The sequence below is a fragment of the Rhizobium sp. A22-96 genome, assembly GCF_053521805.1.
The window spans coordinates 185,136-206,254 of record NZ_JBNWDQ010000007.1; the positions used below are offsets into that span (position 1 = coordinate 185,136).

Below are 21,119 nucleotides of genomic sequence, written 5' to 3' on the forward strand. Positions count from 1 at the left end.
GTTCGGAACGATCTGGCTGACGCGTGAAAAGCCTGCTCGCGATGCGGCTGTGTCGAGGCCCTAACCGAGCGCCTGACTGGCAAGAGCATATTTAGCCATCATACTGGCAACAGCCTTGTTTCTATCGGAGGGATGCGTTCCAAGCGACATGGTCAGGACGGTATCGCAGACGATCATGCCACTCTGGGAGACGTAAGATGCAAAGTCGCCGCTCTCCATATGGGTATCGAGGCGCAGAAACTGACCGGAATGGCTGCTTACATGCGGCGCGACCACGGCAATCGCGTCGGCGTCATTGGACGCAACGACCGGGCCGACGACATGGCTGCGTCCGAAGGGGCGGCACAATGCGAAAGCCTGCAGATCCGCGCCGCGGAACAGACCATACCCGATCGATTGCTCGTTGAGACGCCTGACCAGCTCCGAGCGGTCGACACCGAAGGCAATGGCATCAAGCCGAAGGATCGCAGCAAGATCGCCAGGGCCAAGCTGCCGCACCGTGCCTTCCGAAGTCAACGGTGCAAAATCCTTTGCGATCCGTGCCTCCCCCTGACATTGGTAAACCGTCTTTTCCGGCTTGAAATCCAGCGAAAGATACAGGCGGCGCGCCGCCTGGGTCGCACTGAGGCTAAGGCGGCGTCCCGCTACTTTGTCCAGGATCCGGCTCATAAGCCATTGGCCGGTACCATTGGTCTGCAGCCGCGGAGAGGTAATCACCATTCCGACGGTGGCAAACTCGTCTCCGTGCGGAAACCACATGGCAGATCCCATGACGCGACCGATCTCGTCGAGCGCGACGATGCCTCTACCCGTCTGCCGCAGAAATTCCCAGTCCTCGGCTCGATGCGGCCACCGCACCGAGATCGACAGCGCGTGCAACTGATCAAGTTCCACGTCCTTAATGTCGCCGATATGCATGGAGAAAGCATCGACCCGCAAGCTGTCTGATACCTTCACTGGACCACCTCAAAACTTGCTATCCATAGTCATACGCCAAAACAGAGGCGCTCCCCGCCGATAAGGATAGGCGACGCCCGTCGATACAATTAGCTCGAATTGCCTGTGTCCGCACAACAATCGACTGAAACACCTCGACATTCGGCATGCAATTATGAATGCAGCCGCCATGCTATGGGGGAAATATCCACAATTTGCCGCAGCCGCTGAGGAGCATATGGACACGGTTGAAATCCTCGCTCGTCTTGTCGCCTTTCCGAGCGTCGTCGGCACGCCGAATGACGGCATAGTCGACTGGATCCGGACGTATCTGCAAGATCTCGGAATCCACGTCACCGTGCTTCCAGGGCCTGAGGGCGACAGGTCCAACATCTTTGCCACGATCGGCCCCAGGGATGTCGCAGGTTATATTCTGTCCGGACATATGGATGTCGTTCCCGCCGGAGAGCCGAGCTGGACCTCGGAACCTTTCGCGCTCAGACGGGAGACAGACCGGCTCTACGGGCGGGGAACGACGGATATGAAAGGGTTTCTTGCCGCCGCACTCGCTGCCGCGCCGGAGCTAGCCAGGGCAAACCTCGCTCGCCCCATTCATCTGGCATTCTCCTATGACGAAGAAGCGGGATGCCGGGGCGTACCGCATCTTCTGGCGCAGATGAAGGCGCTTTGCGCACATCCGCAAGGTGCCATCATCGGCGAGCCAAGCCGCATGCAGGCCGTGCGCGCCCATAAGGGGAAAGCGGCAGCACGCGTCACGATCGGCGGACGGGCGGGCCATTCGTCTCGTCCGGATCTGACACTCAATGCCATTCATGCCATGTCGAAAGTGCTCAGCTCGGCGGTCGATGAAGCTCATAAACTGACGCTCGGCCCCTTCGAACCCGCATTCGAGCCGCCCTATTCGACGCTTCAGGCTGGTATTATCTCCGGCGGACGGGCGCTGAACATCGTTCCCGACAATTGCCGTCTCGACCTTGAGGCACGCGGTATTGCCGATGTGGCTCCTGAAGAGCTGCTTGCGCCGATCAGGCACAGCGCGGAGATACTTAGGCAACAGGGCTTCTCCGTGGACTGGACCCCGCTCAGCGCCTATCCCGCGCTCTCGCTTGCCAAGGATGCGCCGCTCGCAAGCCTGCTGGAGGAGATCACCGGCAAGCCGTCGCTTGCCGCGGTCAGTTACGGAACCGAGGCTGGCCTATATCAGGCAGCCGGCATCGATGCGATCATCTGTGGGCCTGGTGATATCGAGCGCGCTCACAAGCCGGACGAATACATCCTGGACGGCGAACTAGAGGAATGTCGCCAGATGATATCGGCGCTGGCTGCGCGATCCTGATGGAGCAATTGCCGTGACGTTTCTCTTCAATTCGGATGCCAAGCGCGGAGCGATCTTCGCGCGCGCCTTCGCCGAGGAACTGCCGGATCTGGCATTTTCCACGGATGCGGCGAGCGTCGATCCTGATGAGGTTCGTTTCCTGATCACCTGGACAGTGCCGGACGACCTCGCCCGCTATCGCAATCTGGAAATCCTGTTTTCGATCGGTGCCGGCGTCGACCAGTTCAAGACGGATCTCGTGCCCGAGCATGTGAAGATCGTCCGCATGGTCGAGGATGGCATCGTCAGGATGATGCAGGAATATGTGACGCTTGCCGTGCTCGCGCTGCATCGCGACCTCCTCTCCTATCTTGCGCAGCAGCGCGTCGGGGAATGGCGCGGCCTGCCTCAGCGTCAGGCACATGAAAGACGGATCGGAGTTCTGGGATTGGGAGTTCTCGGAACAGCCGTGCTCGAGCGGTTGAAGCCCTTCGGCTTTCCGCTCGCCGGCTGGAGCAGATCGCCCCGGACGATCGAGGGTGTCGAGTGCCATCACGGTGAAACCGGCCTCAGAACCATGGTGGCGGCGACGGACATTCTCATTTGCCTGCTGCCTCTGACGCCGGAGACCACGGGGTTCCTGAACGACACGCTTCTTGGCAGCCTTCCCGCGGGAGCCATGCTCGTGCATGCCGGTCGCGGCCCGCAGCTCGATGCGCACGCGCTGATCGAAGCGCTCGATACCGGCCGTCTGGCAGCTGCGGTGATCGATGTGACCGACCCTGAGCCCCTACCCTCGGAGCACCCTTTGTGGAGACATCCTAGGATCATGCTCACCCCGCATATCGCCAGCGTGACACAGCCCGATACCGCCGCACGCGCGGTGATCGACAACATCCGTCGTTATCGCGCAGGCCTGGATCCCATCGGGCTGGTCGACCGGCGGCGCGGATATTGAAATCATAGAAACGAAAGGCTCGACATGACCCTCCTCAAGACCGTTATCACCAATCCCGGTTCGACTCCGCGCGAATCCAAGGCCTTGCCGGAAAGGCTGATCGCCGGCGATCCATCGTTCAAGACCTGGGCACAGGATGAGGCGAAAGACGGTGCGGTGCGCACTGGCGTCTGGGAGGCAACGCCCGGCGAGACCCGGTCGATCAAGGGCGAGACCTTCGAATTTTGCCATATCCTCTCGGGTGTTGTCGAAATCACCCCCGATGATGGAGAGCCGGCGGTCTACAGGGCCGGTGACAGCTTCGTGATGAAGCCGGGCTTCGTGGGCAGGTGGAAGACGATCGAGACCGTTCGCAAGATCTACGTGACGGTGGGATAAAAGCTGCCGGCCGCCGCAACAGAAATCACTGTTCGCTCTCGCTAAAACGCAAGATTCGTCGGCACGCCCGCCGGCATACGAAGCAAGCTGCTCGTAAGCCGGCGCTAGGCTTTGGCAAATGCCTCAGAAAGAGCTTCCCATGAGCTTGAGTTTCGATCCTGACACATTGCCATTGCCGATCGGCCACTTCATCGGAGGGGAACTCATTGAAGCTCCCGGCGCGATAGAGATGCACAGGCCGTCCGATGGCAAGCCCTACGCAGGCTGCCCGATTGCAGGCCCCGAGATGGTGGACCGTGCCGTCGAATCGGCCAAGGCGGCATTGAAGGCAAGCAACTGGAGCGGCCTGCGCCCACGCGAACGTGTCCGCGTAATGCATGCCTGGGCAGACCTGATCGAAACGGAGACGGAGACGCTCGCTCGAATGGAGGCTCTATCCTCCACCCGGTTGATCAGTCAGTTGGCGGCCGGCGACATAGCGGTCACCGCAGAACAGATCCGCTTCTTTGCGGAATTCGCCGACAAGGAGGGCAGCGATGTCGTCCCGACCGATGACAAGACCTTCGGCATGATCCTCAGCGAACCCTATGGCGTCGTCGGCGCGATCACGCCCTGGAACTTTCCGGTCTCCATGGCCGGCTGGAAACTGGGCCCCGCGCTTGCAGCCGGCAACGCAGTCGTCCTCAAGCCTTCCGAAATGACGCCATTTTCGACGGTCTACCTGGCCGGGCTCGCCGTGAGGGCAGGATTGCCGGCCGGTCTCTTCAACGTCGTCCTCGGCGACGGGCTCGCCACCGGTACGGCGCTCACCGGCCATCCCGAAATCGCCAAGGTCAGCTTCACCGGCTCGACCCGAGCGGGATCTGCAATCATGGAGAATATCGCCCGTACCGGTATCAAGCCCGTGACCTTAGAGCTTGGCGGCAAGAGCCCGCAGATCGTCTTCAAGGATGCCGATCTCTCGAAAGCGGCCGATGCGATCGTCGGCAGCGTTCTCTTCAATGCCGGCCAGGCTTGCGTCGCCGCGACGCGCGTGATCGTGGAGGCAAGCGTTGCCGGCCAATTTACGGAAGCCCTCATCGCGCGGATGGCGGATATCGGGCCTGGCCCCACCTGGGATGAGGCGGCGCGCTATTCGCCGATCATTTCCGAGCGCCAGCGCGACCGCATCGACGCGATCGTCGCCGCCGCGATCAAAGAAGGCGGCCGCTGTATTGCCGGCGGCAAGCCAATGGACAGGCAGGGCTATTTCTACGAGCCAACGCTTTTGACTGATCTCGATCCGTCGTCTCCGGCCATTCTTGAGGAAATCTTCGGGCCGGTCCTGACGCTGCAGACCTTCGAGGACGAGGAGGAAGCGATGGCGCTTGCCGATCACCCGACCTATGGGCTTGCTGCGGGCCTGTTTACATCGGACCTGTCGCGCACCATCCGTCTCAGCCGGCAGATCCAGGCAGGCACAGTCTGGGTCAATCGCTACAGCCGCTCGCGGGATCACATCTTGCCGACCGGCGGCTACAAGCGCTCCGGCATCGGCAAGGACCTAGGGCGCGAAGCCTATCTTGCCAATCGCAAAACGAAGAGCGTGCTCATCAGCCTTTGAGGGACCCATATCATGAAGACCTACTCCATCGCTCTGATCCCCGGTGACGGCATCGGCAAGGATGTGACGGACGCCGCCTGGTCGGTGCTGCAAGTTGCCGCCAAGGCTGGCGGCTTCGCACTGAATGGCACCGAATTTCCGTGGTCCTGCCAATTCTACAAGCAGACGGGGCGGATGATGCCTGAAGACGGGATCGAGACGCTGAGAGCGTTTGACGCCATCCTGCTCGGCGCCGTCGGCTGGCCGGCCGAAGTACCGGATTCGGTCTCCCTGCACGGCCTGTTGCTGCCGATCCGCAAGGCCTTCGTGCAATATGCCAATATCCGGCCGCACCGGCTGCTGCCGGGGGTGCAGGGACCGTTGCTGGCGAAGACATTCGACATTCTCTGCATCCGCGAAAACACCGAGGGCGAGTATTCGGGCGCCGGCGGCCGCGTCCATCAGGGCACGGCTGATGAAGTCGCGGTGGAGACGTCGATCTTTACCCGCACGGGTGTCGAACGCATCCTGCGCTTCGGTTTCGAGCAGGCACGTGCGCGGCGCGGCAAGCTCGCCTCCGTCACCAAGTCCAATGCCCAGAAATATTCCATGGTGTTCTGGGACGAAATCACGTCCAGGCTTTCGGCCGGGTATCCCGATGTCGAGGTTACGAGCTATCACATCGACGCCATGGCGGCCCGCATGGTGATGGCGCCGGAAAGCCTCGATGTCGTCGTCGCCTCCAATCTGTTCGGCGATATCCTGACCGATCTTGGCGCCGCCATTCAGGGCGGCCTTGGATTTGCGGCTTCGGCCAACATCAATCCGCAGCGCAACGCACCTTCGATGTTCGAGCCGGTTCACGGTTCGGCCCCGGACATTGCCGGGCGCGGCATCGCCAATCCGATCGCCGCCATCTGGTCGGGAGCAATGATGCTCGATCATCTGGGCGAGAAGGATGCGGCCACCCGCATCATCGCGGCCATGGAGGCGTCAACCGCGCGTGGCATCGGCACCGTTCCGGGCAGGGATCGGACAGAAACCATCACCGCCGGCATCATCGCCGCGCTTTCCTGATTGCAGAGGATCTCATGTTGGATTTGAAAGACACACGGCTTTTCCAAGACAAGGGATTGATCGACGGGGTCTGGATCGCGGCTGCCTCAGGCGCGACCGTGGATGTTCACGACCCGTCCAGACAGGCTGCAATCGGCACAGTGCCCGATATGGGCGGCGTCGAAGCACGCAATGCAATCGCTGCGGCCGAGCACGCGCAACGCAGCTGGAGGCGCAAGACCAATGCCGAGCGTGCCGCGCTTCTCGAAGCCTGGCACGGCCTCATACTTGAAAACGTCGACGATCTCGCCCTCATTCTGACGACGGAACAAGGCAAGCCGCTCGATGAAGCCCGTGGCGAAATCCGCTACGGTGCCTCATTCGTCAAATGGTTCGCCGAGGAAGCGCGCCGCATCAACGGCCACACGATCCCCTCTCCAACACCCGATCGCCGCATCATCGTGCTGAGAGAGCCGGTAGGCGTGTGCGGCATCATCACGCCCTGGAATTTTCCGAGCGCCATGATCACCCGCAAGGTCGCGCCGGCTCTTGCCGCCGGTTGCACGGTCGTTATCAAGCCCTCGGAATTCACGCCCTATTCCGCCCTTGCTCTCGCAGTTCTGGCCGAGCGCGCGGGCATCCCGGCAGGCGTCATCAACATCGTCACCGGCATGCCGACGGAGATCGGCAATGAGATCATGCGCAATGAAACCGTGCGCAAGATCTCCTTCACCGGCTCGACCCGGGTCGGAGCACTCCTGATGCGCGGCGCTGCTGACAGCATCAAACGCCTCAGTCTCGAGCTCGGCGGCAACGCGCCCTTCATAGTCTTCGACGACGCCGATCTTGATTTGGCCGTCGAGGGTGCGCTCGCCTCCAAGTTCCGCAATGGCGGCCAGACCTGCGTCTGCGCCAACCGGCTCCTCGTGCAATCGGGCGTCTATGACGCTTTCGCAGCGAAACTGAAGGCAAAGGTTGATGCGATGAAGGTTGGTCCAGGCACGGAAGCCGGCGTATTGATCGGCCCGATGATCAATCGGGCGGCCATCGAGAAAATCGATCGGCATGTCCGCGACGCGCTGTCGAAGGGCGCAACGATCATCACCAACACCCGGCAGCTGCCGGACGGCGGCCAATATACGGCGCCCATCATCCTGACCGGAGCGACGACGGAGATGGAGCTTGCCGGCGAAGAGACCTTCGGACCGGTGGCGCCGCTCTTCCGTTTCGAGACCGAAGAGGAGGCGATCGCGATCGCCAACGGCACGCCCTTTGGCCTCGCCTCCTATTTCTACACCGACAATCTCAAGCGCGCCTGGCGCGTCGGCGAGGCTCTGGAATTCGGCATGGTCGGGCTCAATACCGGCTCCGTTTCCATGGAAGTCGCGCCCTTCGGCGGCATCAAGCAATCAGGCATCGGTCGCGAGGGCGCACAGGCCGGCATCGAGGAATATCTCGAGATGAAGAGCTTTCACATGGGCGGGCTCGCTTGAGGCCGCCGGCTTGCCTCTCTCCGATCAATCATGATTGCGATGCAACGAAAGTGGTGCATAGATCGGGATCGGGCACCGGCTAACAAAATCCACCAGCGGATGTCGGGCGGTCTCGGAATAGGGAGTCGACATGATCATTCGGTTTTGGCGGGCGGTAGCGGGTTCTGACGACGTGCTGACCGCCTATGCGACACATCTTGAAACGACGACTTTCGTTGAAATGGCGCAATTGCCCGGCCACCTCGGCGCAACCCTCACCCGTAAGGTGCGAGGTGAAAACAATGAACTGGTGGTCATGAGCTTTTGGGCCGACATGGCCTCCGCCGGCCATTTCGGCAAAGGCGATTTTGACGATGCAGTGGTGAAGCCGAGCACGCAGAAACTGTTGCGCTCCTTCGATCTGAAGGTCGAATATTTCGAGACTGTGGTTTCGACCGGGCTCTTCGCCGGTCAGGATTGCCCGCCTGCCGACGCATAGGGCAGGCACCTAGGGCCTGACGACTTTCATCACCCTAACCTGTCCAGCATCTTGTAGTAGAGGCCCACCAGCGGCAGGAACCACGGCTTGCCGAAATGGCCGGGCACGGCCGGCCAGTCGACATCCTTCATGGGATTGCGATCTTCGCGGCCAAGCATGGCATCGGCCATGATCATGCCGAGATGGGTCGACAATTGCGCGCCATGGCCGGAATAGCCCATCGCGTACCAGGCACCGTCATGATAGCCGGCGCGCGGATAGCGGTCTTTCGTCATGTCGACGAGACCACCCCAGCAATAATCCACATCGATGCCGGCAAGCTGTGGAAAGATTTCAGCCAGACCCGCTTTCAGGATCGCGCCGCTCTTTGCGTCGGAACGATGGTCTGACGCGGCGGAGAATCGTGCCCGACCGCCGAACAAGAGCCGATTGTCGGGCGAGAGGCGGAAATAATTGCCGATATTCATCGAGGTGACGCAGGTGCGGTTTCCAGGCATGACCGACGCGATCTCATCCGCCGTCAACGGCCGGGTTGCGATCAGGAAGCTGCCGACCGATATGATCCGTCGGCGGAAATAACCGAAATTCGGGGTCGTGTAGGCGCCGGTCGCCACCAGCACGTTGTCGGTGGTGATTTCGCCGCGTGAGGTCATCAGCCGATGCTTGCCCTTCTCCTGGATCTTGTTCGTTACCGGTGCTCCTTCGTAGATGATCGCGCCGTGACGGGCAGCCGCATCCGCAAGGCCGACAGCGTAGCGGCCCATGTGCATCATTGCGCTCTTCTTGAAAAGCATGGCTCCATGGAAGGATGAGCCGACCTCCTGTTTGAGATCGCCTGGCGTAAGCAACGCCGTATCGGGATCGACCTCGGTATGGACCTCTTCGAAATTACGGGCGATTGATGCGAAATGCTGCGGCTTCGAGGCCAGTTTCAATTTTCCGGCCCGGCGAAAATTGCAATCGATTCCCTCCTCGGCAACGAGGGTCTCGATCGTGTCGATGGAGGCGTCAAGCGCCTTATAGAGTGCGATCGCCCTGTCCTTGCCAAGTTCGGCTTTGGCGGCCGGATAACTGTGGGCGAGACCATTGTTCAGATGGCCGCCGTTGCGGCCCGAGGCACCCCAGCCGACGCGCTCGGCTTCAAGGACGACCACGCTCGCACCCGCCTTTGCCAGCTGCCGCGCTGCGGACAGTCCAGTGAACCCGCCTCCTATGACACAAGCATCATATCGCCCCTCGACCGGGCCTTGATGGCCTCCCGCAAAGGCCGGTGCGGTATCGTGCCAATAGGAGACGAATTTCATGAGGCTATCCTTCCCTTATAGCCCAACGACGCCGGGCAGCCCGGATATGTCTGCTATCTCCACATAGCCGTAATAGGGATTGGCGGGCTCATGGCCGCGATTGACCCAGACCTTGTTCTTGATGCCGAGATCATGCGCCGACATCAGGTCGTAGCGGAAGGAGGACGAGCAATGCAGAATATCCTCCGGCCCACAGCCCAGCATGTCGAACATATATTCGAAGGCCTTGAAGCGGGGCTTGTAGGCATTGGCCTGCTCTGCCGTATAGACGGCATGGAAAGGCGCACCGAGCTTGTCGACATTCGACATGATCTGGCTGTTCATCGCGTTGGAGAGGATCACCAGTGGGATCTCCTTGGCAACTTTCGCGAGCCCGGCTGGCACATCCGGATGCGGCCCCCAACCGGGTACACGCTCATAGATCGCCCGGGCGTCCTCCGCGCGAAACTTCACGCCGTTTGTACGGCAGGTCCGCTCGATCGAGTTGTGAACCACATCGGCGTAGGGCTTCCAGTCACCGAGAATCTCATCCAGCCGATAGGCGGCGAAATTCTTGGTGAACTGCTGCATCTTCGCGTCATCGAGCTGCGAACCGTAAATATCGCGCGCCGCCTCGGCCATCTCGAAATTGATGAGCGTGCCATAGCAATCGAAGGTGATGTATTTCGGCCGGAAAGGCGCCATGTCCGTTCGTCCTCTATCTAAAAGGCATCTGCGTTCTGAACTGAAACGATCATAGGCTGAAGTCCTGCGGTGCACATGATCGAATTGGCAGCTCCGCGAAGCATATTCTTTCGTATGCGCGGCGTGCTTTGGCAGAGTGTTGCAACGGACACACATCGACATGCTGCTTGGACATCGTGTGAGAAGGCTCGAATAGATATCGACAGCATAAGATGCGGCCAATCGTATCCGCTACGGCGAAAGATATCACAACGAGAGGCGGCTTCAGATGATCTGTCGTGCGGGGATCGCCGAGACTTGAGGCAAGGAAAGGGTGCCTCATGCCAACGGATGACATCAAACTGGTCAGCTTCACATTGGAGCATATAGACGGTGCACTCGCTCTGTCACGTAAGGCGCAATGGCCTCATCGCGCTGAGGACTGGCGCGTGGCACTGGACTTGAGCCGTGGCCTTGCGGCGGTCGACAAGGCCGGCCGTGTCGTGGGTACGACCCTGATGACCCCTTATGGAGAAGATTGCGCGACGATCAACATGGTGATCGTCGATGAGGCGCTGCGCGGTCGTGGCCTTGGCCGCAAGCTCATGGATGGAGCAATGGCGCTCGCAGGCGATCGATCCATAAGACTTATTGCGACGGCTGACGGATTGCCGCTCTATCGCAAGCTCGGCTTTGTCGCCGAAGGCGAGATCTTTCAGCATCAGGGCCATCTCGCCGATCTTGCGCCGCGTGGAGAGGTAGAGACTGCAGAGGCCGGTGATTTTTCAGTCATTACGGCGCTTGATCACGCAGCCTTCGGCGCCGACCGCAGCACATTGATCCACACGCTCTCGAACATCGCGGAAATGATTGTCATTCGGCGCAATGGCCGCATCGAAGCCTATGGCGCAATGCGCGCGTTTGGTCGCGGCCATGTCATCGGGCCTGTGGTTGCAGCGAATGCCGACGATGCGACGTCGTTGATAACGACGCTCGCGCTTCGCAGGCCGGGCGACTTCCTGCGCGTCGATACAAACGAAGGCTCGGGGCTGACGGGGTGGCTCGCCAAAATCGGCCTTAGCCATGTGGGTGGCGGCATCGCGATGCGGCGGCCGGCCAACAAGGCGGCGGTCAGCCAGGACGCAAGAATATTTGCATTGGCCAATCAGGCTCTCGGATAATCTGGAGATCATCATGCTCGCCAACTCGCTCGTCGAACTCGATCGCGCGCACCTCATCCATCCGGTTTCATCCTATCGCGGCCATGAAAGGCTGGGTGTGCGGGTCTTGCGATCGGCAAAGGGTGCGACGGTCACCGATGCGTCCGGCCACCAGCTTGTCGACGGGTTTGCCGGCCTCTGGTGCGTGAACGCGGGCTATGGGCATGAGAGCATCGTCGAGGCTGCTGCCCGTCAGATGCGGGAGCTACCCTATGCGACCGGCTATTTCGATCTCGGCTGCGAGACGGCCATTCGTCTCGCCTCCGAACTCGCCGATCGCGCGCCAGGCGACCTTAATCACGTCTTCTTCACACTTGGCGGATCGGATGCCGTCGACAGCACGGTGCGCTTCGTGCGCTATTACTGGCATGCCAAGGGGAAGCCGGAGCGCGACCAGTTCATTTCGATCGAGCAAGGCTATCATGGCTCTTCGACCGTCGGCGCTGGTCTCACGGCGCTGCCCGGATTCCACGCAGGCTTCGGTGTCCCCTTCGATTGGCAGCACAAGATCCCCTCGCCCTATCCTTATCGCAATCCGGTCGGCGAAGATGCCGACGCCATCATTGCTGCGTCGATTTCGGACCTGAAGGCGAAGATCGAGGCAATCGGCGCAGAGCGCGTGGCGGCATTTTATGCCGAACCCATCCAGGGCTCCGGCGGCGTCATCGTGCCGCCAACAGGTTGGCTCAAGGCGATCCGCGATCTCTGCAGCCAGTACGGCATTCTCTTCGTCGCCGATGAGGTCATCACCGGCTTCGGCCGGACCGGTCCCCTCTTTGCCTGTTCGCACGACGAAATCGTCCCCGATTTCATGACGACCGCCAAGGGCCTGACCTCCGGCTATGTGCCTATGGGTGCTGTGTTCATGTCCGAGCGCGTCTATAATGTCATCGCAGACGCCGCCGGAGATGCGGCGGTCGGCCATGGCTATACCTATTCTGCCCATCCCGTCAGTGCGGCGGTCGGGCTTGAAGTGCTGAAGCTCTATGAAGGCGGCCTTCTGGAAAACGGCATTAAGGCAGGCGCGCGTCTGATGGCAGGGCTCGAAAGCCTCCGTGTCCATCCTCTGGTCGGTGATGTCCGCGGTCGCGGGATGCTGGCGGCCGTCGAGCTTGTCGTCGACAAGGTCAAGAAGACACCGTTACCAAGTGCTGCCGCGCCGGCTCGCAGGATTTTCGATCGCGCTTGGGATAATGGCCTCGTCATCCGCGCATTCGCCCATGGCGTGCTTGGATATGCACCGCCGCTTTGCTGCACGGATGACGATATTGACGCGATCCTGGAGCGCACGCGAAAGACGCTCGACCAAACCTTGGATGATCCGGACGTCAGGCAAGCCATGCGTTGAAGCGGCACATGCCGGTCTCATTGCCGAAATGTCGGACGGAGCCAGAAATTCGAAATTTTGTGCTGTGGCACACCATCGATTCGGCGAATCCGCCATTCAGGAACTGCCAAACTGCTTCCTAGAGCGGCTGAAAACCGGCTTTTCCAGGTCTTGGCAGGACAATTTCCGCCCTTTGGGCCAGAATTTTATGCTGCGAGCGGTTCGGCCGCCGGCAGATCATGAAGGAGAGCATGACTTGGCCAGAGATTTTCAGGACTTCAAATATCTTACCTTCGACGTCGTCGGCACGCTCATCGACTTCGAGGGCGGCATCAAGGCTTGCCTTGCCGAGATTGCCGCGGAAGCCGGCATCTCCATCGATGGCGAAGAAGCGTTGAGGCTTTATCGCCAGGCACGCTACAGCGAGGATGCGGAGCTTTTTCCGGACGATCTCACGCGCGTCTACATGGCTATTGCACCCACACTTGGCCTGCCGGCGGAAGATCGCTACGCGCGGCGGCTGCGCGATTCCGTGGCGAGCTGGAACGCGTTCGACGACAGCGCGGCGGCACTTGCCGAGCTCAAGAAAACACATCGCCTCGTCGCAATGACAAATGCTCGCCGCTGGGCGCTCGATCATTTCGAAAAGAAACTGGGCTCGCCGTTCTTTGCGACTTTCACCGCAGACGATACCGGCACGGAAAAGCCAGATCCCGCCTTCTTCGAACAGGTATTCGAATTCGTCACCGACAAAGGGGCAAGCAAGAACGATATCCTGCATGTCGCGCAAAGCCAGTATCATGACATTGGCATTTCTCGAAAACTTGGTCTCGCCAATTGCTGGATCGAGCGCCGTCATGCGCAGGACGGCTACGGTGGGACGATAGAGCCCGAGACCCTCACCCAGCCCGACTATCATTTCACATCGATGGCGGCCTTCGCCTCGGCAGTTAAGGAAGGGCTGGTCGACAGAGGTTAATGCGAACCCGGGAAAGCTCGCGGAAAAGACGGGCACCCATCAAATCAATAGAAAAGGGGAATGAAATGATCGACAAAATCCTAAACTGGACCAGCGCGGATGACGCAATGGTAGAAAATGCGATCAGGCGTGGCGCAACGCGGCGCGATCTCCTGAAGCTGATGCTGGCAGGCGGCGTTGCCGCATCGTCAGCCGGTATCATCCTCGGCCGCGCCTCGCAGGCCGTGGCCGCAACGCCCGTTTCGGGTGGAGTCTTCAAGGCGGCCGGCTGGTCGTCGTCAACCGCCGACACGCTGGATCCCGCAAAGGCCTCGCTGTCGACCGACTACGTACGCTGCTGCTCGCTCTACAATCGCCTGACCTTCATCGACAAGGCCGGCGTGACACAGATGGAGCTTGCCGAGAGCATCGAAAGCAAGGACGCCAAGACCTGGACGGTGAAATTGCGCAAGGGCGTCACGTTCCATGACGGCAAGGATCTGACGGCGGATGACGTCGTCTTCTCGATGAAACGTCATCTCGATCCCGGTGTCGGCTCGAAAGTGGCCAAGATTGCCGCGCAGATGACCGGCTTCAAGGCCGTCGACAAATCGACGGTCGAAATCACGCTCGCCGACCCGAATGCCGACCTGCCGACCATTCTCGCCCTGCATCACTTCATGATCGTTGCCAACGGCACGACCGACTTCTCGAAGGGCAATGGTACCGGAGCCTTCGTTCTTGAAACCTTCGACCCGGGCAACCGCTCGGTCGTCGTCAAGAACAAGAACTACTGGAAGTCTGGTCAACCCTATCTCGACTCGTTCGAATTCTTCGCGATCAGCGATGACAATGCGCGCGTGAATGCCTTGCTTTCGGGCGACATCCATCTTGCCGCCGCCATCAATCCTCGCGCCGTGAAGCTGGTCGACGGCCAGTCGGGCTTTGCCCTGTCGAAAACAACGAGCGGAAATTACACCAATCTCAACATGCGCCTCGACATGACGCCGGGGAACAAGAAGGACTTCGTCGACGGGATGAAATCTCTGGTCAATCGCGAGCAGATCGTCAAGTCGGCGTTGCGCGGCTTTGGGGAAGTGGCCAACGACCAGCCCGTCTCTCCGGCCAACATCTATCACAACAGCGATTTGAAGCCGAAAGTCTTCGATCCGGACAAGGCAAAGTTCCATTTTCAGAAGGCGGGCGTGCTCGGGCAGTCCATTCCGGTCATCGCCTCCGACGCGGCCGGTTCGTCGATCGACATGGCAATGATCATCCAGGCTGCCGGCGCAGACATCGGCATGAAGCTCGATGTCCAGCGCGTTCCGTCCGACGGCTACTGGGATAATTACTGGCTGAAGGCGCCGATCCATTTCGGCAACATCAATCCACGGCCGACGCCCGACATCCTGTTCTCGCTTCTTTATGCCTCGAACGCACCGTGGAACGAGAGCCAGTACAAGTCTGAAAAATTCGACAAGATGTTGATCGAAGCCCGTGGCTTGCTGGATCAGACCAAGCGCAAGCAGATCTACAACGAAATGCAGGTGATGATCGCCGACGAGGCGGGCACCATCATCCCGGCCTATATCTCGAACGTCGATGCCATCTCGAGCAAGGTACATGGATTGGAAGCCAATCCGCTCGGTGGCATGATGGGTTACGCGATGGCGGAGTATCTCTGGCTCCAGGCCTGATCGCTGCCGGACACTCCTTCCCGGGACTGCCGAGGCTGTCCCGGGAGACCTTCGTCCCGCAAACGCCATTCGTTTCGAAGAACGCCGCAGGAGCACTTTGTTTGAGATCCGAGGTTTCCCTTCTTGTCCTAAACCGGCTCTTCATAGCGATCATCACCTTGCTGATCGTGTCTTTCGCCGTGTTCTTTGCAACCAGCATGCTGCCAGGTGACACCGCCTCCATCCTGCTCGGTCAGGCGGCCACACCCGAGGCGGTTGCTGGCCTTCGCAAGGCCATGCATCTCGATGAACCTGCAATCCTGCGGTTCATGGGCTGGCTAATCGGCCTGATGAAAGGCGACCTCGGCACGTCCTATGCGAACAACATGCCCGTGACGAAGCTGATCGGCAGCCGCCTGGTGGCAACGCTGGAACTTGCCGCTATCACGACGGTCGTTTCGGTACCGCTCGCGCTCCTGCTCGGCATTACCTCGGCCATGCTGCGCGGCTCCTATTACGATCGGCTTGTCACGATCATTTCGATCGGCGTCATATCGGTACCTGAATTCATGGTCGCAACGCTTGCCGTGCTACTATTCGCCGTCTATCTGCGCTGGCTGCCGGCCCTGTCTTCCATCAACGAAGCACATACATTCTTCGACCTTCTGAAAATCTATGCCATGCCGGTCATCACGCTCACTTTTGTCATATCGGCGCAAATGATCCGCATGACCCGGGCGGCGCTGATCGAAACGTTGAAGACGCCTTATGTGGAAATGGCTCTTCTCAAGGGCGCCTCGCGCAGCCGCATGGTGTTCAAACACGCATTGCCCAATGCGCTTGGGCCGATCGTCAATGCCATTGCGCTGTCACTCTCCTACCTTGTCGGCGGCGTGATCATTGTCGAGACGATCTTCAATTATCCTGGCATCGCCAAACTGATGGTGGACGCGGTCTCGACGCGGGACCTGCCGCTCATCCAAAGCTGCGCGATGATATTTTGCCTTGGTTATCTCTTGCTGATCACCGCCGCCGACATCATTGCAATCCTGTCGAATCCGAGGTTGCGATGACGACGAGAACTTTGCTTCGCCGCACTCCATCCATGCTTGGCTATAAGGTCAGCCCCGTCGGCATCGTCGCCTTCGCCATCATCCTCTCCTGGACGATCGTCGCCCTCTTCGCGCCCTATATTATTCCATATTCCGTGGGAGAAATCGTCGATACAGACTATTTTGGCCCGATGAGCCACCAACTATGGCTCGGCTCGGATTATCTCGGCCGTGACATGTTTTCGCGTGTTCTCATGGGCGCGCGCTATACGGTCGGCATTTCATTGGCTGCGGTCGCGCTGTGTTGTTTCTGCGGCGTAACGCTCGGCATGCTGGCCGCCGTTATCGGCGGATGGTTTGACACGGTCCTCAGCCGGTTTCTCGACGCTCTGAACTCCATCCCAAGCAAGCTTTTCGGCCTGGTCGTCGTGGCCGCCGTCGGCTCCTCCATTCCGGTGCTGATCATCACACTCGCCGTCGTCTATACGCCCGGCGCCTATCGCTTTGCCCGGGCGCTTGCCGTCAATATCAACACGATGGATTTCATCACGGTTGCGCGGACCCGCGGCGAGAGAGTCGGCTATATTATCGCCTCTGAAATTCTGCCGAACATTATCCGGCCGGTTCTGGCAGACTTCGGCCTGCGTTTCGTCTTTGTCGTACTTCTCCTGTCCGGTCTTTCCTTTCTCGGCCTCGGGCTGCAGCCGCCCTACGCCGACTGGGGAGCCCTGGTCCGCGAAAATATCGGCGGCCTTCCCTTTGCTGCACCTGCCGTAATCGTGCCCTCATTTGCCATCGCCAGCCTCACCATCAGCGTCAACCTGCTGATCGACAACTTGCCACGCAAGATCAGAGACAGGAGCGTGTGACGATGGCCAATCTCGTTGAAATCAGCAATCTCAAGGTCGAAGCCAGGACGGATTCCGGCCGCATCATCGAGATCATCAAGGGCGTCAGTTTCGATATCGCCAAAGGCGAAATTGTTGCTCTCATCGGCGAAAGCGGCTCCGGCAAGACGACGATCGCGTTGACCCTGCTGGGGCATGCGCGAGAGGGCTGCCGCATCTCCGGCGGCAAGATTGAGGTGGACGGCCAGGACATGGCCGCTCTTACGGAGAGCGAACGCTCGAACGTAAGGGGTACCACGGTTGCCTATATCCCGCAAAGCGCGGCAGCGGCGTTTAATCCAGCCACGAAGATCATGGAGCAGGTGATCGAAGTCACCCGCATTCATCGCCTGATGCCTCCTGAAAAGGCGCGCCAGCGCGCAATCGAGCTCTTCCGGGCTCTTTCCTTGCCAAATCCGGAAACGATCGGCGAACGATTTCCGCATCAGGTCTCGGGCGGCCAGTTGCAGCGATTGGCCGCCGCCATGGCTTTGATCGGCGAACCCAAACTTGTCATTTTTGACGAACCGACCACCGCACTCGACGTAACGACGCAGATCGACGTGCTGAAGGCATTCAAATCCGTCATCCGTGCAGGCGACATTGCCGGCGTTTACGTGTCGCACGATCTGGCGGTCGTGGCGCAGATCGCCGATCGCATCGCCGTGCTCAAAGGCGGTGAAATCCAGGAATTGGCGAAAGCCGAGGCGATTCTGACGCGGCCGAGCCATCCCTATACGCGCGAGTTGTTGGCGGCCTTCGAGCCGAAGCAGGCTATCCGCGACAGCAAAACAGGCGAGCCGATTGCGCCCGTGTTGAGGATCGACGGCCTCGTTGCGGGCTATGGCGATATCCAGGCCAACGGCCTGCCGGCGGTCTGTGCGGTTCAATCCGTGAGCCTTGAGGTGGAGAAAGGCAGAAATCTCGGCATCATCGGAGAGTCCGGATGCGGAAAGTCGACGCTCGCGCGTGCGATTGCAGGAATATTGCCGGCCGTGTCGGGCACCATCGGCTTCAATGGCAGCGACATGAATCGCACCGCCAAATTGCGCACGCGCGATCAATTGCGGGAGATGCAGATCGTCTTTCAATATGCCGATACGGCGCTCAATCCGGCCAAGTCGATCGCCGATATTCTCGAGCGACCCTTGGTCTTCTATCACGGTATGGATCGCAAGGCGCGGGAGGCAAGAGTCGATCAGCTGCTTGACATGGTGCGATTGCCCCGCGCGCTTCGCTATCGCTATCCCTCGGAATTATCGGGCGGCCAAAAACAGCGTGTGAATTTCGCCCGCGCCCTTGCCGCCGAACCACGCCTGATCATCTGCGATGAAATTACCTCTGCCCTCGATACTGTCGTTGCCGCCGCGATCATCGATCTCCTCAAGGAGCTGCAGCGTGAGCTGCATCTGTCCTACATCTTCATCAGCCATGACCTCTCGGTTGTCGAGGCGATCTGCGACGAGATCGTCGTGATGTATGGCGGTAAAAAGGTGGAACAGATCACGCTCGAGACCACGAATGCGCCTCGTCACCCCTATTCGCAACTGCTGTTCGGGTCCGTTCCCAAGCTTGATCCGACCTGGCTTGACAATCTTGTCCAGGATCCGGAGCTCAAGCGCGAATATGGTCACGGCTAGCCAATGCCGTGATGCTGGATGCCGCTTACATCGGAAACAGGCTAGTGAGCGGCATATGCGACTTGACGATCGGTGATTTGAGCACGACGAAGCTGAAATACTTGTCGATGCCGATATCCATGTCGGTCAGCCGTTCCATGACGGTCTGGTACTCGCCGATCCCGGCGGTGACGAACTTGATGAGATAGTCGTAACCGCCCGACACGAGATGGCACTCGATCACCTGGTCGATTTTCTCGACCACGTTCAGAAAGCGGGCAAAGTCGATCTGTCTGTGGTTCTTCAGGGTGATTTCAGTGAAGACGGTCAGTGTCTGGCCGAGCTTGGCAAGATTGATCTGGGCCGAGTAGCCTTCGATATATCCTTCCGTCTGGAGCCGCTTGACACGCATGAGGCACGGGCTGGGTGAAAGAGCGACGAGCTCGGCCAGTTCGACATTGGTGATGCGGCCGTTTTTCTGAAGCTCGTAGAGGATTTTGATGTCGATCCGATCCAGTTTCATAAGAGAAGTCCGCCGTTGAAAGGGTGCCAGAAGCACGGCACAAAATGCTGTTGTCGAGGAAGACAAAGCCTAACACATCACTCGATCATGTCTATCCGGAAGACAAATCTGCTTTGCAGCACAATAGTTTATATCACGGGTCATTCGCGGCATAAAATTCGGCAGCCGGGCAATCTCCAGCAACGTTTGGCCAATCAATCCATTAGATTTGAGAGGAATCTGGAGATCGCCTATGCCCGCACCGCTTTGCCTCATCGAAAGCTCGACCGAGTTGCCGAAGTTCGCCGACGCAGTGATCATCGGCGGCGGTATTGTCGGCGTTTTCGCTGCATATTATCTGGCGAGATCAGGCTTGCGTGTCGCTCTCGTCGAAAAGGGGCTGATCGGCGCGGAACAATCCAGCCGCAATTGGGGATGGTGCCGGCAGCAGAACCGCGATAGCCGCGAGCTCCCGATCGCCACGAAGAGCCTCGATCTCTGGGAAAAATTCGCGGCCGAAAGTGGCGAGAATGTCGGCTTCCGCCGCTGCGGGCTATTCTATCTCAGCAATGACGAGCAGGAGATCGCCGACTGGGCACGCTGGCACGATTTTGCCAGAACGGTCGGTGTCACGACCCATATGCTCGACAATGCCGCTGCGACCGAACGCGGCCGCGCGACCGGACGCATCTGGAAAGGCGGCGTCTTCTCGCCGACCGATGGGATTGCCGATCCAGCCAATGCGGCACCCGCCGTCGCGCGCGCGATCACGAAGCTCGGCGGTACCATTCATCAGAACTGCGCCGCGCGCGGTCTGGAAACGGAAGCGGGGCGCGTCAGCGGCGTGATCACAGAAAGCGGCTTAATCCGCACCAAGACCGCGATCCTCGCCGGCGGCGCCTGGGCGTCATCCTTCTGCCGGCAATTGGGGATCCGCTTTCCCCAAGCCTCCGTTCGTTCGTCCATACTGGCCGTTTCCGCCGGCGCCGGGGAATTGCCGGATGCCTTGCACACCAGCGGCGTATCGGTCACGCGCCGCGGCGATGGCGGCTATACGCTGGCAATCAGTGGCCGCGCCCGGGTGGATGTGACGCCACAACAGCTGCGCTTCGCATCGCAATTCATTCCGATGTTTCTCAAACGACGGAAAAGCCTTTCGCCGGGCGGGGTCGAAGGTTTCCGCTCGGGCCACGAAACCTTGAAGCGCTGGCGGCTCGATCGACCGACGCCGATGGAATACATGCGTATCCTCGACCCCAGACCGGACCAGGCCACGATAGAACTGACACACGCGCGGGCTCTGGAACTATTGCCCGAGCTGCACAAGGCCGAGATCACAGCCGCTTGGGCGGGATATGTCGACAGCACGCCGGACGGCGTCCCCGGTATCGGCGAAATTGCCACGCTGCCGGGCTTCATTCTCGCCGCTGGATTTTCCGGCCACGGCTTCGGCATCGGCCCCGGAGCGGGGCATCTGATTGCGGATATCGTCACCGGCGCCAGGCCTATCGTCGACCCCCAGCCCTATCATCCAGATCGCTTCACCGCTTCCGTCTGGGGCAAGGTTGCCGATTTCTGAGGGCAAAGATGGAACAGGTGGCTTATCTGCAGCCCAATAAATATGATAAATATACTCTTGTTTTCCGTTCGCTTGCAGGGCAATACCGGCGCGGACATTTTCGTCCGAGTTCGTC

At 59.8% G+C, this 21,119-nt stretch carries 19 protein-coding genes; 15 read left to right on the forward strand and 4 right to left on the reverse strand.

Going from position 1 to position 21,119, the window contains the following annotated elements:
* Positions 1-60: 60 nt before the first annotated feature.
* Complete coding sequence (locus ACQZ6F_RS28010; RefSeq protein ID WP_449095302.1) at positions 61-918, reverse strand: GNAT family N-acetyltransferase; 858 nt, start codon at positions 916-918, stop codon at positions 61-63.
* A 256-nt stretch (positions 919-1,174) separates the two neighbouring features.
* On the opposite strand from ACQZ6F_RS28010, the gene argE reads away from it, so the two are divergent.
* From argE to ACQZ6F_RS28045, 7 genes are all read left to right on the forward strand, one after another.
* Entirely contained in the window at positions 1,175-2,293 is a 1,119-nt protein-coding gene (argE, locus tag ACQZ6F_RS28015) for an acetylornithine deacetylase (RefSeq protein ID WP_449095139.1), read from the forward strand.
* A 13-nt stretch (positions 2,294-2,306) separates the two neighbouring features.
* Positions 2,307-3,230 (forward strand): 2-hydroxyacid dehydrogenase, encoded by a 924-nt coding sequence (locus ACQZ6F_RS28020; RefSeq protein WP_449095138.1) that lies wholly within the window; start codon positions 2,307-2,309, stop codon positions 3,228-3,230.
* Between the two features lie 24 nt (positions 3,231-3,254).
* Positions 3,255-3,608, forward strand: coding sequence for a cupin domain-containing protein (locus tag ACQZ6F_RS28025; protein ID WP_449095137.1), 354 nt, complete (start codon positions 3,255-3,257; stop codon positions 3,606-3,608).
* Between the two features lie 139 nt (positions 3,609-3,747).
* Positions 3,748-5,211 carry an aldehyde dehydrogenase family protein gene (locus ACQZ6F_RS28030; RefSeq protein ID WP_449095136.1) on the forward strand — a complete coding sequence of 488 codons (1,464 nt, stop codon included), beginning with the start codon at positions 3,748-3,750 and terminating at the stop codon, positions 5,209-5,211.
* Between the two features lie 12 nt (positions 5,212-5,223).
* Entirely contained in the window at positions 5,224-6,267 is a 1,044-nt protein-coding gene (locus ACQZ6F_RS28035; RefSeq protein ID WP_449095135.1) for a tartrate dehydrogenase, read from the forward strand.
* Between the two features lie 14 nt (positions 6,268-6,281).
* Positions 6,282-7,739 carry an NAD-dependent succinate-semialdehyde dehydrogenase gene (locus ACQZ6F_RS28040; protein ID WP_449095134.1) on the forward strand — a complete coding sequence of 486 codons (1,458 nt, stop codon included), beginning with the start codon at positions 6,282-6,284 and terminating at the stop codon, positions 7,737-7,739.
* A 130-nt stretch (positions 7,740-7,869) separates the two neighbouring features.
* On the forward strand, positions 7,870-8,217 hold the full coding sequence (locus ACQZ6F_RS28045) for a hypothetical protein (RefSeq protein WP_449095133.1): 348 nt from the start codon (positions 7,870-7,872) through the stop codon (positions 8,215-8,217).
* A 29-nt stretch (positions 8,218-8,246) separates the two neighbouring features.
* On the opposite strand, the gene ACQZ6F_RS28050 is transcribed toward ACQZ6F_RS28045, so the two are convergent.
* Both ACQZ6F_RS28050 and ACQZ6F_RS28055 read right to left on the reverse strand, forming a co-directional pair.
* Complete coding sequence (locus tag ACQZ6F_RS28050) at positions 8,247-9,521, reverse strand: NAD(P)/FAD-dependent oxidoreductase (protein WP_449095132.1); 1,275 nt, start codon at positions 9,519-9,521, stop codon at positions 8,247-8,249.
* 15 nt (positions 9,522-9,536) lie between these two features.
* On the reverse strand, positions 9,537-10,205 hold the full coding sequence (locus ACQZ6F_RS28055; RefSeq protein ID WP_449095131.1) for a haloacid dehalogenase type II: 669 nt from the start codon (positions 10,203-10,205) through the stop codon (positions 9,537-9,539).
* Positions 10,206-10,525: 320 nt separating this feature from the next.
* Between ACQZ6F_RS28055 and ACQZ6F_RS28060 the strand changes: the two genes are divergently transcribed.
* The 7 genes from ACQZ6F_RS28060 (at position 10,526) to ACQZ6F_RS28090 (ending at position 18,944) form a co-directional block, all read left to right on the forward strand.
* Positions 10,526-11,365 (forward strand): GNAT family N-acetyltransferase, encoded by an 840-nt coding sequence (locus ACQZ6F_RS28060; RefSeq protein ID WP_449095130.1) that lies wholly within the window; start codon positions 10,526-10,528, stop codon positions 11,363-11,365.
* A 13-nt stretch (positions 11,366-11,378) separates the two neighbouring features.
* Positions 11,379-12,752 carry an aminotransferase class III-fold pyridoxal phosphate-dependent enzyme gene (locus ACQZ6F_RS28065; RefSeq protein ID WP_449095129.1) on the forward strand — a complete coding sequence of 458 codons (1,374 nt, stop codon included), beginning with the start codon at positions 11,379-11,381 and terminating at the stop codon, positions 12,750-12,752.
* Positions 12,753-12,987: 235 nt separating this feature from the next.
* Positions 12,988-13,710: an HAD-IA family hydrolase gene (locus ACQZ6F_RS28070; RefSeq protein WP_449095128.1), complete on the forward strand. Its 723-nt coding sequence runs from the start codon at positions 12,988-12,990 to the stop codon at positions 13,708-13,710.
* A gap of 65 nt (positions 13,711-13,775) precedes the next feature.
* Positions 13,776-15,386: an ABC transporter substrate-binding protein gene (locus ACQZ6F_RS28075; protein ID WP_449095127.1), complete on the forward strand. Its 1,611-nt coding sequence runs from the start codon at positions 13,776-13,778 to the stop codon at positions 15,384-15,386.
* A 101-nt stretch (positions 15,387-15,487) separates the two neighbouring features.
* The gene (locus ACQZ6F_RS28080) at positions 15,488-16,438 is read left to right on the forward strand and encodes an ABC transporter permease (RefSeq protein WP_449095126.1); all 951 of its coding nucleotides are present in this window, start codon (positions 15,488-15,490) and stop codon (positions 16,436-16,438) included.
* Positions 16,435-17,286, forward strand: a complete 852-nt coding sequence (locus ACQZ6F_RS28085) for an ABC transporter permease (protein ID WP_449095125.1) — start codon at positions 16,435-16,437, stop codon at positions 17,284-17,286. Before ACQZ6F_RS28080 ends, ACQZ6F_RS28085 begins: the two co-directional genes overlap by 4 nt.
* A gap of 2 nt (positions 17,287-17,288) precedes the next feature.
* Positions 17,289-18,944, forward strand: a complete 1,656-nt coding sequence (locus ACQZ6F_RS28090; protein ID WP_449095124.1) for an ABC transporter ATP-binding protein — start codon at positions 17,289-17,291, stop codon at positions 18,942-18,944.
* Positions 18,945-18,969: 25 nt separating this feature from the next.
* Here the strand turns inward: ACQZ6F_RS28090 and ACQZ6F_RS28095 are convergent, their stop codons facing one another.
* Complete coding sequence (locus tag ACQZ6F_RS28095; protein ID WP_449095123.1) at positions 18,970-19,446, reverse strand: Lrp/AsnC family transcriptional regulator; 477 nt, start codon at positions 19,444-19,446, stop codon at positions 18,970-18,972.
* A gap of 232 nt (positions 19,447-19,678) precedes the next feature.
* Between ACQZ6F_RS28095 and ACQZ6F_RS28100 the strand changes: the two genes are divergently transcribed.
* Entirely contained in the window at positions 19,679-21,004 is a 1,326-nt protein-coding gene (locus tag ACQZ6F_RS28100) for an NAD(P)/FAD-dependent oxidoreductase (protein ID WP_449095122.1), read from the forward strand.
* Positions 21,005-21,119: the final 115 nt, after the last annotated feature.